Annotated in this window: 10 protein-coding genes; 4 read left to right on the top strand and 6 right to left on the bottom strand. The window is 71.5% G+C overall.

Annotated features, from left to right (window positions below):
• Positions 1 to 22 precede the first annotated feature (22 nt).
• The 4 genes from ABD324_RS12570 to ABD324_RS12555 form a co-directional block, all read right to left on the bottom strand.
• Positions 23 to 1,396 (bottom strand): DUF1254 domain-containing protein, encoded by a 1,374-nt coding sequence (locus ABD324_RS12570; RefSeq protein ID WP_344415774.1) that lies wholly within the window; start codon positions 1,394 to 1,396, stop codon positions 23 to 25.
• Positions 1,397 to 1,527: 131 nt separating this feature from the next.
• Complete coding sequence (locus ABD324_RS12565; RefSeq protein ID WP_344415773.1) at positions 1,528 to 2,358, bottom strand: ABC transporter permease; 831 nt, start codon at positions 2,356 to 2,358, stop codon at positions 1,528 to 1,530.
• A gap of 1 nt (position 2,359) precedes the next feature.
• Complete coding sequence (locus tag ABD324_RS12560; RefSeq protein WP_344415771.1) at positions 2,360 to 3,220, bottom strand: ABC transporter ATP-binding protein; 861 nt, start codon at positions 3,218 to 3,220, stop codon at positions 2,360 to 2,362.
• Between the two features lie 34 nt (positions 3,221 to 3,254).
• A complete protein-coding gene (locus tag ABD324_RS12555; protein ID WP_344415768.1) occupies positions 3,255 to 4,256 on the bottom strand; it encodes an ABC transporter substrate-binding protein in 1,002 nt (333 codons plus the stop codon).
• A gap of 309 nt (positions 4,257 to 4,565) precedes the next feature.
• On the opposite strand from ABD324_RS12555, the gene ABD324_RS12550 reads away from it, so the two are divergent.
• A complete protein-coding gene (locus ABD324_RS12550) occupies positions 4,566 to 5,726 on the top strand; it encodes a PucR family transcriptional regulator (RefSeq protein ID WP_344415766.1) in 1,161 nt (386 codons plus the stop codon).
• Between the two features lie 22 nt (positions 5,727 to 5,748).
• Here the strand turns inward: ABD324_RS12550 and ABD324_RS12545 are convergent, their stop codons facing one another.
• Positions 5,749 to 6,609, bottom strand: a complete 861-nt coding sequence (locus ABD324_RS12545; protein ID WP_344415764.1) for an SMP-30/gluconolactonase/LRE family protein — start codon at positions 6,607 to 6,609, stop codon at positions 5,749 to 5,751.
• Positions 6,610 to 6,637: 28 nt separating this feature from the next.
• Complete coding sequence (locus ABD324_RS12540; RefSeq protein ID WP_344415762.1) at positions 6,638 to 7,183, bottom strand: winged helix-turn-helix transcriptional regulator; 546 nt, start codon at positions 7,181 to 7,183, stop codon at positions 6,638 to 6,640.
• A gap of 161 nt (positions 7,184 to 7,344) precedes the next feature.
• On the opposite strand from ABD324_RS12540, the gene ABD324_RS12535 reads away from it, so the two are divergent.
• From ABD324_RS12535 to ABD324_RS12525, 3 genes are all read left to right on the top strand, one after another.
• Positions 7,345 to 8,172 (top strand): crotonase/enoyl-CoA hydratase family protein, encoded by an 828-nt coding sequence (locus tag ABD324_RS12535; protein WP_344415760.1) that lies wholly within the window; start codon positions 7,345 to 7,347, stop codon positions 8,170 to 8,172.
• Between the two features lie 8 nt (positions 8,173 to 8,180).
• Positions 8,181 to 9,992 (top strand): acyl-CoA dehydrogenase, encoded by a 1,812-nt coding sequence (locus ABD324_RS12530; protein WP_344415757.1) that lies wholly within the window; start codon positions 8,181 to 8,183, stop codon positions 9,990 to 9,992.
• A 110-nt stretch (positions 9,993 to 10,102) separates the two neighbouring features.
• Positions 10,103 to 13,597, top strand: coding sequence for an indolepyruvate ferredoxin oxidoreductase family protein (locus ABD324_RS12525; protein ID WP_344415755.1), 3,495 nt, complete (start codon positions 10,103 to 10,105; stop codon positions 13,595 to 13,597).
• The last annotated feature ends 103 nt before the right edge of the window (positions 13,598 to 13,700 follow it).

Here is a 13,700-nt window from a genome sequence, read left to right as displayed (position 1 = left end):
GCATTGCACGAGAGCCGCCCGGTCAGGGGCGACCAGGAGCCGCCGCCACCCGCGCCTGCTCCGGTCCGATCGAGCCCGTTCTCCGCAGCGGCGGTGGCTCCCAGTCGCCGCTGATCACCGCCTCGTCGGGCTGGTAGGCCCGGATGACGAGATAGAAGCGCCCCGGAGGGCACGGCAGCCAGTTCGCCCCGGCCGCCTCGCCGGGCGGGGCGTCGTGGGAGATCACGAGGTGCACGCTCCCGTCGTCCCCCCGGCCGAGACCGGGTGACGCGCTGTTGATCGAGTAGCGGCCCAGCGGGTTGGCGCAGTACTCGCCGGTGCGCCGGTCATAGGCCGAGACGGACCAGAATGCGCTCACCGGCGGCGGGGGCTCGAACCTCAGCAGGTACGCGCCGGCCTCGCCCGTCAGCTCGCGGAGATCGCCGTCGACGAAGGCGACGAACGACTGGTTCTCCTGCACCACCGTCGCGCCCTGGCCCATGATGTTCTGAGCCGCGCGGAGGTTGTAGTTGAAGCCCCAGGCGCCGCAGTCGCTCCGGCGCCACGCCCCACCGGAGACGGCCTGGCCCTTGTTGGCCAATGTCGCGGCGGCGACCCGGTACCCCGCGGCGAAGCCCCGCGCCAGCCCCTCCCGCGCGGCGGGCGCCAGCACGTCAGGATCGAACGCGGAGGTCGGCACGCCGATCCCCAGCACTCGCCATCCGAAGAGCAGAGCGTCCTCCTGCCGCGGGTGCCCGTTGCGGCGGATCAGGTGGTCGAGGGTCGCGAAGAAGGCGAACGCGTCCGTGCGCACCGTCTCCGGGCTCACCACCGGATGGTCCGCGGCGCGGACCGCGCCCGGCCCGACCGGGGCCAGGGTGACGCCGTCCTGGAGCGCGCACGCCGCCGCCAGGTCGTCGGGGCCGGCGGCGAAGATCCTCAGCAGGATCCACGAAAGGTCCGTCGCCACCCGGAAGGGGGTCGCACCCTCGACGACGCACCCCGGCTCGTCCGTCGCGTACAGCAGGTACCGCCCGGCCTCCCGCCCCGACGTCGAACGGCTGATGTTCGTCGCGTTCCCCCACGCGTCGAGGAAGTTGACCGTGAAGTACCGGCCCGCGAAGTCCGGCAGCTCGAGCACGACCGGCCCGGCGCTCAGGTCGAGCAGGCAGTTCGAGTACAGAGTGTCCGAGTTCGGGCTGCCGAACACGGCGTAGCCCGGGCCGGCCAGCTCGCGCCCGTGGACGAGGCGGTTCACGACGACCGGCGCCCCGGGAGCCGGCACCGTCTCGGCACAGAGGTGCGCGTACTGCACGACCGCCGGGAGCCCGTACACCGTCGCCTGCAGGCCGAGGGCGAAGGCGAGGTCCGAGAGCGCCTCCGGTTCGGCAGGCAGGGCGTCGGGTGTCCCGTCCACCTGGAGGATGTCGACGTCCGTGAGCTCGTAGCCAGTCCGGCCATGGGCCGGGTACCCGTCGGCCGGACGTGGGCGCGGCCAGACGTACCCCGCACCGGTCTCCGAGGACCGCGCTCCCGTGCCCGCTCCCCCTACTGCCACCGCAGGAGCCACTTCTCGAGGAGGCCGGTGATGATCCCGAGCAGCGTCGCGATCGCCGCGAGCACCACCAGCACGGCGAAGATCCCGTTGGTGTTCAGCGCGTTCGCCGACGTGACGATGCTGACGCCCATCCCGTCCCGCGCCGCGATCATCTCGCTGCCGATCACGCCGAGCAGCCCGTAGGTCACCGACAGCCGGACACCGGCCACGACCGACGGCACCGCGAACGGAAGGGACACCTTCCGCAGGACGCTCCGCGACGAGAGCCCGAGGAGCGTCGCGACCTCCATCATGTCGGGATCGACGTTGCGCACCCCGGCCCGGGTGTTGAAGATCATGATGAAGAAGATCAGCGAGCTCGCGAGGGCGACCTTCGACCAGATGGTCAGGCCGAACCAGAGGAGGAACAGGGGCGCGAACGCCAGGCGCGGCAGGCTGTTCACGGGAATGAGGAAGGGCGAGACCACGCGGTCGAGGAACCGGTTGTTGGCCAGGAGCAGCCCCACGAGGGTGCCGAGCGGGACCGCGATCAGCAGCGAGAGGAACAGCGCCCCCAGTGTCGCCGCACTCTGGGTGACCAGCTTGCCCGAGTCCGCGAACTCGACCAGTGCTTCCACCGTCCCCAGCGGGCTCCCGACGAAGGTGGGCGAGACCCATTGCAGCGAGGCGGCCAGCTGCCACAGCCCGAGCACGAGGCCGCCGAGCAGGATGCGGGAGAACACGATGAACGGCGTGCTCGCCAGCAGCCCGGAGTCCCGGCGACGCCTCCCGGCCGGCTGTACCGGCTGCGGCGCTTCGGTTTCGGTCGTTACGATCGTCATGTCACATGATGCTTTCTTCGAGCATTTCGAAGAGCTCCGCGTGCAGGTCGTGGAACTCCGCGCTGAACAGGATCTCCCTGAGGTGCATGGACCGCGGCCGCGGCAGGTGGACCTCCTTCTGCACGGCGATGCGCCCCGGCCTGGGCAGCATCAGCACGACGCGGTCGGCGAGCAGCAGCGCCTCCTGCAGGTCGTGCGTGACGAAGACGACGCTCCGGCGCCTCCCCGCGTCGGAACCCTCCAGGATCCTCAGCAGCTCCACCTGCAACCGGATCCGGGTCTGGGCATCGAGGGCGGCGAAGGGCTCGTCCATGAGCAGGATGCTCGGGTCGGGCGCGAGTGTCCGCGCGACAGCCGCACGCTGGCGCATGCCGTGGGACAGCTGGCGGGGGTAGGCGTTCTCGAAGCCGGCCAGGCCCACCGTGTCGAGCAGTTCCCTGGCCCGCTGCCGGCGCCGTACGCGCGGCCAGTCGGGGCGCTCCTCCAGCGCCAGCGTAACGTTCTTCTCCGTCACGCGCCACGGGAGCAGACCGTCGCGTGCCGACATGTAGCCCACGTCCGGCGGGGGGCAGACCGGCTGCGCGCCGTTCACCCGCACGCGCCCCGACGTCGGGGTGACCAGGCCCGCGAACATGTTGAGCAGGCTCGTCTTCCCGCAGCCACTGGCGCCGACGATGCTGACGAACTCCCCGTACTGGACGTCGAGGGAGACGTCCCGCAGCGCTTCCACGCTGCCGCTCCGTTGCCGGGCCGGATAGACGAGGTCCACCGACTCGGCGGACAGGGCGAGGTGGTCCCGGGCGCCCCGCACGTCGTCCTCGACGGCCGAGACGGCGGTCGCGATGTCATCGGTGCGTTCCACGGTCACTTCATGCCTCCGGTTCTCGCTCATCGCGTCAGGGACTCCAGACGAGTTCCCGACAGGTCGGTGCCTGTGTGAGAACTCCCCCGGCGACGGCGCTCGCGAGCGCCTTGTCGATCGGGCCGCAGCTCAGGTCCGTCGAGTAGTGCGACACCGCCTCCACCGCCTGCGGGATCGCACCCTCCGAGACGCCGAAGTCCTTACTGAGCATCGCCGAGATGGTCGTTCTGTTCGCCGGGTCGCGGAGGTACCCGACCGCATCGCCGATAGCGTCGCAGAAGGCATTCGCCAGCTCCGGATTCTTCTCCAGCCAGGCCTCCGAGGCCAGGTACCCGCCCTGGGCCTGCTGTCCGATCGCGGCGACCCCGTCGGTGCTGAAGTCGAAGACGACGGGGTAGTCCTGCGCGACCATGACCTGCTGGGCGAACGGCGAGGTCGCCACCAGGTCGACCCGTCCGGTCTGCAACGCCGAGGTGGCGGACTGCCCGAGCCCGACCGCGACGAACGTCAGGCCGCTCTTGTCCACCCCGGCGGCCTGGGCCACCTGCTGGAGCCAGATCTGGATCGCCCCGCCCAGGGCCGGCACGCCGATCGTCGTGCCCTTCCAGGCGGCAACCTTCCGCTTCCAGTCCCCGCCGGCCGCCAGCTGATCGAAGGTGCTGCCCGGCTTGGCGACCACGGCCAGCGCCAGCTGGTTCTTGGCCCCGCAGAACAACCTCAGCCTGGTCCCGCTCTGGCTGGACTGGACGGCGAAGGCCGGCGACTGGGCGATGACGGTGATCGATCCGCTCGCCAGGCCCGCCGCGGCCGGGCCGCCCCCGTTCACGCCCACGAGATCGGGCACGATGCCGTGCCGGGCGAACATCCCTTGACTGACCGCGGTTCTCGCGATGATGTCGGTGTCCGCACCCTGCGTGGCGATGACCACCGCCTGCCCGTCTGACGCCTTCTGGGCATCTCCGGACGAGTTGTTCGCGCACGAGGCGAGGAATGTCACACCGAGCAGCAGCGCGAGTATGCCACACAACTTCTTCATGAGCAGCGACCTCTTCGTTGAGACCCTGATGAGGAACGGGAGCAGGACTTCGGGCGCCTTCGGGCGACGTTGGCCCGGGGACGGAAAACAGCTTTCCCGACCGAACTCACGCGGACGGACGGGGCGCGTGCCGTCCTCTCGGGCGGCGGGATTGGCCGGGGGGTCGGATTCCAGTATGGTTCGCGTCACAGGAGGTGTCACTGGGGGAAGCACGGATTTTCACCCCACTAGACGCACTCTCTCCTCACTTTCCATAGTCATCAGGGCTCTTGTGGCCCGGCCGGCGACCGCGAGCGGAGGCATGCCGCCATGATCGAAGCCGACGACGGCGACGGGCTCCGGTACCTGTGCGACCGGATCCTCGCGGAATTGCCCACCTCCGCGGTCGCCATTACCGAGAACGTCCGCGAAGCATTTCCGGATTACACGCTCGTCAGCAAAGAGGAGCATTATCAGCACGTTCTGGAACAGGAGATCCGGCTGGTCACCTCGATCAAGGAGTCGCGCGCGCCCAATGAGGAGGATCTGAAGAGGGCGGCCGCTCTGGGGCGGCTCCGGGCGCGCCAGGGGGTCAGCGTCGCCTCGGCCATCGGCGCCCATCAGGCCTGCTACCAGGAACTGTGGAAGATCATGCAGAGCACGAGCTCGGACCAGGGCGTCCTGGCGCGGGCGGCCACGGCGATGTGGTCGACGATGCTGGAGATCACCACCGAGGTCGCGGCGGCGCACACGTCGACCCGCAGCCTGCAGGCCAACGAGATCACGCTGCGCCACCGCCTGATCGAGCTGCTCGGGGACCGCCCGGAGGACGACGAGACCGAGGCGGTCGCCAAGGGCCTCCGCTTCGACCCCCGGGGCCGGTTCGTGGCCGCCGTCGTCCGCGGAGGCGCGGTGCGCACCGACGATGTCGGGGAGCTCCAGAGACGCTTCAGCCGCTTCATGTCCCCGGCCATCGCGGTGCGCCGCGGCCTCGAGGTCGTCCTCGTCTGCCAGGGGACGGACGCGGTGCGCGTCGCCGCTGCGCTCCGCGAGGAGTGGCCTCAGGCGCACGCCGGCGTCGGGCTCGCGCGGATGGGCCTCGCCGGCGCCGCCACCAGCATCGACGACGCGGACCTCGCCCTGGCGCTGGTCGACAGGGAGCACCCCGTCCAGCAGTTCGAGGCCGTCTGGCTCCAGGCCGCGCTGCTGGCCCAGGCCGCGCGCCTCGGCCCGCTCGTGGGCGACCTCGTCGACGTCGTCGGCCAGCAGGCCAGCCTGGTCGACGCGCTGGCGGCCTACCGGGACCACGGGTTCTCGATCGTCGACGCCGCCCGGCAGCTCCAGATCCACCCGAACACGGTCACCTACCGGCTGCACCGGTGGGAGCACCTGACGGGGATGGATCCGCGCACCTACGAGGGGATGAACCGCTCGGTGCTCGCCTGGCTCCTCACGCGGTCACGAGGGGCCGAGGCCGGCCCGGCGGACTGAAGACACGCCGGGCGCGCGGACGCTAGACCCGGTGCGGGTGGAGCGGGAGGCCCTTGCCCGGCCAGCCGTCGGCGACCAGGACGGCACAGTCGTCGGTGTCGGTCACGATCAGACGACCGTCCCCGCTCAGGGCCACGTTGGTGTAGTAGTGGCCGGAGCCCAGCTGGATCCGTTCCGAGAGCGTTCCCTCCGGTGACCAGACCTGCAGCTCACCCGGTGCCGAGAGATCGGACTCGGTCCCGACCGTCGCAATGATCATGTTGCCGTCGGTGTCGAACGCGAACCCATCCGGGTGTCCGTACGGCATGGTGATGAAGTCGTGCTCCGCTCCCAGGCCGTCCGGGCTGAACTCGATGCGTCTGATGACGCTCTCGCCGGTGGAGGCGACGTAGACGAAGTCCGGCTCCGGCCCGAAGCCAATGCCGTTCGGGTACCACGGCACCGACCTCAGCAGGACCGCCACTCCCGTGAGCGGATCGACGCGCCACAGGCGACCGTCGTTCCGCGCGGGGGTCCGGGTGGGGTCGGTGACGTAGAGCGCCCCGTCGGGTCCGAAGCACAGGTCGTTGGGTGAGACGGGGTCCATCGTGAGCCAGCGCAGGCTGCCGGCGACCGGATCCACGACCTGGACACCACCGGGGCAGATCGGGCGGATGTTCCAGGGCCCGCGACCACCGTTCTGGGCGACGTAGAGGCGACCGTCCGGGCCCTCGGTCAGACCGTTCGGTTCCCCTCCGGTGTTCATCACCCTCGCGGTGACGCCGTCGGCGTCGACCGAGTACAGGTGTCCACGGTCCATCGACGTCACGAGGACGTCCCCGGAGCCGGCGAAGACCGGGCCCTCGGTCCGTCCGAGGTCACCCGCCAGTCGCTCGAACTGCATCAGTCATGCCACCTTCCGATTCGGGGGATCACCGTCGCCGCGGCCGGGGGGCCCGGCCGCCCGGCTTCGCGTCGATCCCGAGCACCTCTCGCACCGACCTGGCGGGACGTCCGCGGTCGGCGTGTACGAACAGGCCCTTCCCCACGACCGGCTCGGTCTCCCGGTCGGTGAGCTCTTCGCCGCACTCGGAGCACACGACCCGGGCGTTCACCCGATGCCCGCAGGGCTTGTGCAGGACGTCGATCGGGGGCGCGGGCAGACCCGTCCACCTGTTGCCCCACTCCATGATGGCGAGGTAGGCCGGGAAGAGATCGTGTCCCTTGGCCGTCAGCCGGTACTGCCGGTGCGCCCCGCCGTCGTCGGCGGGACGGCGCTCGAGAATCCCGTGCTCGACCAGCAGGGTGAGCCGGTCCGTCAGGATGTTCCTGGCCAGGCCGATGCCCTTCTGGAACTCCTCGAAACGGCGGGCACCGTTGAAGGCCTGGCGCAGGATCGGCCAAACCCAGCGCTCGCCGAGCACGGCGGACGAGCGGGCGATGGCACAGTTCTCGTCCAGCAGCTCCTCGTGCTTCACGGGCGTCAGCATAGGATGTTTGCGTTGTATTTTGCTACCGCATGCCGCCACGGATCCGTTCGGAACGCCCCTAATCGCCGCGGTCCGGCGCGACACCGGCCTTCCCTTTAGTAGCAGTGTGCAACTACATTCCCGTCGGACTCGACGACGAGGAGACGACGATGACGAACCCGGCGACACAGGCCGTCGACCGCAAGGACGTCGGCCACGGGCCGGTGGTGACGGTCGAGCGGCGAGGCCACCTCCTGCTGATCGGGCTGAACCGCCCAGAGAAGCGCAACGCGTTCAACCTCGAGCTGATGGACCAGCTCGCCCAGGCCTACCACCGGCTCGAGACCGATCCAGAGATCCGGTGCGGGGTGCTCTTCGCCCACGGCGACCACTTCACCGGTGGACTCGACCTCCTGGAGGTCGGGCCGGAGGTCGCCCGGGGCGCGTTCACCTTCGACCGCGACGACCAGCGCGATCCCTGGCGCACCGACGGGCCGTGGACCACGCCGTTGGTGATGGCGGTGCACGGCTGGGTCATGACCCTGGCGATCGAGCTGATGCTGGCCGCGGACATCCGGGTCGCCGCCTCGAACGCCCGGTTCGCCCAGATGGAGATCAACCGGGGCATCTACGCCTTCGGCGGCGCGACGGTCCGCCTCCCCCGGGACGCGGGATGGGGCAACGCCATGCGTTGGCTCCTGACCGGGGAGCCCTACGACGCCGCCGAGGCCCTGCGGATCGGGCTGGTCCAGGAGGTCGTGGAGCCGGGCCGGCAGCTCGACCGCGCCATCGAGATCGCGGAGTACATCAGCGAGAAGGCGTGCCCGCTCGGAGTGCGGACGACGCTGGAGTCGGCCCACCGCGCACGGTTGGAGGGCGAGCGTGCGGCGATCGAACGCCTGGCACCCGATGCGGCCGCCCTGCTGCGCACCGAGGACGGCGTCGAGGGCATGCGGTCCTTCGTCGAGCGCCGCGAGGCCCGCTTCGTGGGGAGGTGACACGGCCTGTGAAGCACAGCGTCCGCTCCGACGTCCCCCTCCTCGATCCCCGCGACCTAGACTTCCTGCTCTATGAGTGGCTGGACGTCGAGTCGATGTGCGCCCGGGAGCGTTTCGCCGACCACTCGCGCACGACGTTCGACGCCGTCCTCGACCTCGCCGCCGACCTCGCGGCCGACCGCTTCGTCCCCCACAACAAGGCCGCCGACACGACCGAGCCGTACCGGGCCGACACCGGCGAGGTGGTGACCGTCCCGGAGGTCGCGAAGGCGCTGGAGGCGCTCGGCGGGGCCGGCTTCCTCGCCGGGGAGTTCGACGCCGGGCTCGACGGCATGCAGCTCCCGTACGTGGTGTCCAAGGCGGCTCACTGCTGGTTCCAGGCGGCCAACGTCAGCACAAGCAACTACGCGCTGCTGACCGTGGCCAACGCCCATCTGCTCCAGGCGTACGGCACCCCGAAGCAGGTCGAGCAATGGGTCCGGCCGATGCTGACCGGCGAGTTCCTCGGCACCATGTGCCTCTCCGAGCCGGAGGCCGGCTCCTCGCTGGCCGACATCACCACGAGGGCGGTGTCGCAGGACGACGGCACCTACCGGGTGACCGGCACCAAGATGTGGATCACCGGCGGCGACCACGAGATGAGCCGGAACATCGTCCACCTCGTCCTCGCCAAGACCCCGGGGGCCCCGCCCGGTGTCAAGGGCATCTCGTTGTTCCTCGTGCCGAAGTACGTCCTGGACGAGCACGGCGAGCCCGGTGACCGCAACGACGTCGCCCTGGTCGGGCTCAACCACAAGATGGGCAACCACGGCACCACCAACGCGCTCCTCGCCTTCGGCGACGGGAGCCACCTACCGGGGGGAACGGCCGGGGCCGTGGGTCACCTCGTGGGCCGGGAGAACCAGGGCCTGGCCCAGATGTTCCACATGATGAACGAGGCGCGCATCGGCGTCGGCCTCGCCGCCACCGCGCTGGGCTACACCGGCTACCTCCAGTCCGTGGACTATGCCCGGACCCGGGTCCAGGGCCGGCCGCTCGGGGCCGCGAGCGGCGCCCAGGTGCCCATCATCCGGCACCCGGACGTCCGCAGGATGTTGTTGGCGCAGAAGAGCTACGTCGAGGGCGCCCTGGCCCTGGGCCTCTACTGTGCCAAGCTCGTCGACGACGTCGCCACCGCCGGGGAGCCCGAGGAGCGGGACCGAGCCCGGCTGCTCTTGGAGCTGCTCACGCCGATCGCGAAGAGCTGGCCTGCCCAGTGGGCGGTGGAGGCCAACAGCCTCGCCATCCAGGTCCACGGCGGGTACGGCTACGCCCGGGACCACAACGTCGAGCAGCTGTACCGGGACAACCGGCTCAACTCGATCCACGAGGGCACCCACGCGATCCACGGCCTCGACCTGCTCGGCCGGAAGGTCCGGATGGCCGACGGGGCCGCGTTGCGCCTGCTCCTCGACGTCATGGAGGACACGGCCTCCCGGGCCGCGGCGGGACCGGGGGCGCTGCCGGGCTGGGCCGAGGCCCTGCGCCGGGCCGCGCAGCGGATCACCACCACCACCGCACGGCTCTGGGGCCCCGGACGGCCCGAGGTCGCCCTGGCTAACGCGACCGCGTACCTCGAGGCCGTCGGCCACTGCGTCCTGGCCTGGATCTGGCTCGAGCAGGCGCTGACGGCAGCGGGCGGGGAGGGCGACTTCTACGAGGGCAAGCGCGTGGCGGCCCGCTACTTCTTCGCCTACGAGCTCCCCCGGACGGGTGCCCAGTTCGATCTGCTGGACAGCCTCGACCGCACCACGCTCGACCTGTCCGAGACCTGGTTTTGACCCGCCGGCGGCGCCGCGCCTGGGGAAAGACACAAGTGCCGCACCGATTCCCACCGGGATCCGTGGGAAACGTCGATGAAATCTGGAGGCCCGTTCGTGAGACTCAGTTCATGACCCGAGACTTCACGCTGGCGGATCGCTACGAAGCGGAGTCGGGCGAGATCCTGCTGAGCGGGCTGCAGGCCCTGGTGCGGCTCCCGCTGGAGGCGCACCGGCTCGACCGGGCCGACGGGCTGCGGACCGCCACGATGATCTCCGGTTACGAGGGGTCGCCGTTGGCCGGACTCGATCTGGAGCTCGCCCGGCGCTCCGAGCTTCTCGCCGAGCACGACGTCCTGCACCGACCCGCGGTGAACGAGGAGCTGGGCGTCACCATCGTGCAGGGCACCCAGCTCGCCCCGCAGGTGGGCCCGTTGACGCACGACGGGGTGCTGGGCATCTGGTACGGCAAGGCCCCCGGCCTGGACCGCGCGACCGACGCCCTGCGCCACGGGAACCTCGGGGGCGCACACCCGCGCGGCGGGGTCGTACTGCTGGTCGGGGACGACGCGACCGCGAAGTCCTCCACGGTCCCGAGCGCCTCCGAGGCCGCCATGGCGGAGATCGGGCTCGTGGTCCTCGTACCGCGCGATCCGCAGGAGATCCTGGAGTTCGGTCTGCACGCCGTCCGGATGTCGCGGTTCAGCGGTCTGTGGGTCGGGCTCAAGCTCGCGACCAGTGTCGTCGACGGCTCGGGGATCGTGCGGATCGCACCGCCCCGGCCGGACCGGTACCGCATCCCGACCTCGGCCGACGGCCGCGCCATGGGACACGACCACGAGGTCTCGGCCCGGTTCCTGCAGCCCCGGCTCGCCGATCTCGAGCGCACGCTGGCCGCCCGCACCGACCTCGCAATGCGGTACACGGAGCTGAACGAGCTCAACCACATCACCGGCGACCCCGGGGCCACGATCGGCTTCGTGGCCGCCGGAGCCACGTTCCGCAACGTGGTCGCGGCCCTCACCGACCTGGGGATCGACCAGGAGAACCTGGAGCGAAGCGGCGTCCGGCTGCTCCAGCTCGGCGTCGTCCACCCGCTCGACGGGCGCGCGGTCGGCCGCTTCGCCGAGGGGCTCGCCGAGATCGTCGTCGTCGAGGAGAAGCGGTCCTTCGTCGAGTCGGCGGTGAAGGACGTGCTCTACGACCGGGCGGAGCGCCCCATGGTCCTCGGCCGCCGGGGACCCGACGGCGAGCCGCTCCTGCGGACCGACGGCGACCTCCCTCCGGACGTGATCGCGGCCGCGATCGCGCCGAGGCTCGCGGCCCGCCTCGACCTGGCGGCCGTCCGCGCGTGGCTCGCCCGCCGCGAGCGGCCCAGGATCCACCTCCCGCTCGTGGGCGCCAAGCGCCCGCCCTACTTCTGCTCCGGCTGTCCGCACAACCGCTCGACCGAGGCGCCGGCGGGCACGCTCGTCGGCGCCGGCATCGGGTGCTCCGGCCTCGTGACCATCATGGACAACGACCGGATCGGCGACGTCGTCGGCTTCTCCCAGATGGGGGGCGAGGGCATGACGTGGGTGGGGATGGCACCGTTCCTGCGCGACCCGCAGCCCTTCGTCCAGAATCTGGGGGACGGCACCTACCACCACTCCGGCAGCCTCGCCGTCCGCGCGGCTGTCGCCTCCGGGGTCACGATGACCTACAAGATCCTGCTCAACGGTGCCGTGGCGATGACCGGGGGGCAGGCCGTCGAGGGCGGCCGGGGCATCCGGGACCTGATCGGCAACCTCGTCGCCGACGGGGTACGGCGGGTCGTCGTGACCACCGACGACCCGCGCCGGTACCGGGGCCGGGCACTGCCGGGAGGCGTGCAGGTCCGGCACCGGGACGACCTGGTCGCGGTCCAGGAGGAGCTGGCCGGCGTCCCCGGCGTGACCGTGATCGTCCACGAGCAGGAGTGCGCCACCGAGCTGCGGCGCAAGCGCAAGCGAGGCAAGGCAGCGACTCCCGGCTCGCGCGTCCACATCAACACGCGGGTGTGCGAGGGCTGCGGCGACTGCGGGCACAAGTCCAACTGCCTCTCGGTGCGGCCGGTCGACACCGAGTACGGGCGGAAGACCCAGATCGACCAGCACTCCTGCAACATGGACTTCTCGTGCGTGCTCGGCGACTGCCCGGCCTTCGTCTCGGTCGTCCCGGGCGCGCCCCGGGACCGGGCGGTCGCGGACCTCCCGGAGCACGAGCTGCCGCCGCCGCCCGCGGCGCCGGTCCCGGCCGTGGTCACCGTGCGCATGCTGGGGGTCGGGGGGACGGGCATCGTCACCGCCGCCCAGGTGCTCGCCACCGCCGCGGCCCGCAGCGGCCTCCAGGTCAGCACGCTCGACCAGCTCGGCCTGGCGCAGAAGGGCGGTGCGGTCGTCTCCGACCTCAGCTTCGGCACGGCGGTCGCGGAGTCCAACCTCATGGGCGCCGAGCAGTGCGACGTCTACATCGGTTGCGACCTGCTGGTCGCTGCCGACGCCGCGAACCTCGCGGTGACCTCGCCCACGCGGACGGTCGCCGTGCTCTCGACCGGACGGCTCCCGACCGGCCCGATGGTGGCCGACCCGGACGTCCGGTACCCCGAAGGGGAGCGGCTCGCCGCCGCCGTCGTCGGTCGGTGCCGGGAGGGCGAGAGCCGCACGTTCGACGCCCAGGCGCTGGCGAAGGGCCTGCTCGGCAGCGAGCAGACCGCGAACATCCTGATGCTCGGTGTGGCCGTGCAGCTGGGCGCGATCCCCCTGTCCCCCGAGTCGCTCGAGGCCGCGATCGCGCTCAACGGAGCCGCGGTCGGACAGAACGTCCAGGCCTTCCGGCGGGGCCGGCAGTGGGTGGTGGATCCGGGGACGGTGGAGGCGCTGGCCGGGACGGCGGCCCCACCACCGGCGGTGCCCACGGCCGCCGCCGTCGACGTCGTCGTGGCGGCCGGTCTCGACCCGGACGGGCCTGCGGGCACACTGATCGTCGACCGGGTACGGGAGCTGATCGCCTACCAGGACGTGGCATACGCGCGGCACTACGCCACCGAGGTCGCGACGGTGCACCGGATCGCGGGCGGCTGGGGCGACGACGCGCCGGTCACCCGGGAGTTCGCCCACCATCTGCACCGGCTGATGGCCTACAAGGACGAGTTCGAGGTGGCCCGGCTGTCGCTCCGCCCGGAGCTCGCGGGCGAGATCGAGCAGACGTTCGGCTCCGGCGCGAGCCACTCGTTCCTCCTCCATCCCCCGGTGCTGCGGGCAATCGGGATGCGCAGGAAGATCGCGCTCGGCCGACCGGCCCGGCCCCTGCTCGGGCTGCTCGCCGCGAGCCGGGCCCTGCGGAGGTACCCGGCCGTGAACCCCTTCGGGTGGGGGCGGGTCCGCGCACTCGAACGCGCCCTGCCCGGCGAGTACCGCGAGCTCGTGGGGGCGGCCCTGGCCACGTCGGACGCGGACGACGTCGAGGCCGTCCTCGAGGTGGTGCGCGCCGCGGACCTCGTGCGCGGGTACGAGGCGGTCAAAGTCGCCGGTGTGGCCCGGTTCCGGGAACGCGCCACCGAGGCGCTCGCCGGCCTCGCCGAAGGGCGCACCGCGGCCCGGGGGTGAGACCAGGCACGTCCCGGTCCCGCGCCGCGGACCTCACCCCCCGCCCTGCCTGCTCCACCGGCGCAGGCAGGGCAGTGACCGCTGTTCCTCCGGCGGCCGGGCC

Origin of the sequence: Pseudonocardia ailaonensis, from assembly GCF_039531635.1 — a bacterium.
Taxonomy (GTDB): domain Bacteria; phylum Actinomycetota; class Actinomycetes; order Mycobacteriales; family Pseudonocardiaceae; genus Pseudonocardia; species Pseudonocardia ailaonensis.
Note: the sequence above shows the minus strand (reverse complement) of the source record. Positions and strands in the feature narration are given on the sequence as shown.

Excerpts from the sequence above, each read along its gene's own strand:
- ABD324_RS12565 (WP_344415773.1), bottom strand. The coding sequence starts at position 2,358 with ATGACGATCGTAACGACCGAAACCGAAGCGCCGCAGCCGGTACAGCCG.
- ABD324_RS12555 (WP_344415768.1), bottom strand. The coding sequence starts at position 4,256 with ATGAAGAAGTTGTGTGGCATACTCGCGCTGCTGCTCGGTGTGACATTC.
- ABD324_RS12550 (WP_344415766.1), top strand. The coding sequence starts at position 4,566 with ATGATCGAAGCCGACGACGGCGACGGGCTCCGGTACCTGTGCGACCGG.
- ABD324_RS12545 (WP_344415764.1), bottom strand. The coding sequence starts at position 6,609 with ATGCAGTTCGAGCGACTGGCGGGTGACCTCGGACGGACCGAGGGCCCG.
- ABD324_RS12535 (WP_344415760.1), top strand. The coding sequence starts at position 7,345 with ATGACGAACCCGGCGACACAGGCCGTCGACCGCAAGGACGTCGGCCAC.
- ABD324_RS12525 (WP_344415755.1), top strand. The coding sequence starts at position 10,103 with ATGACCCGAGACTTCACGCTGGCGGATCGCTACGAAGCGGAGTCGGGC.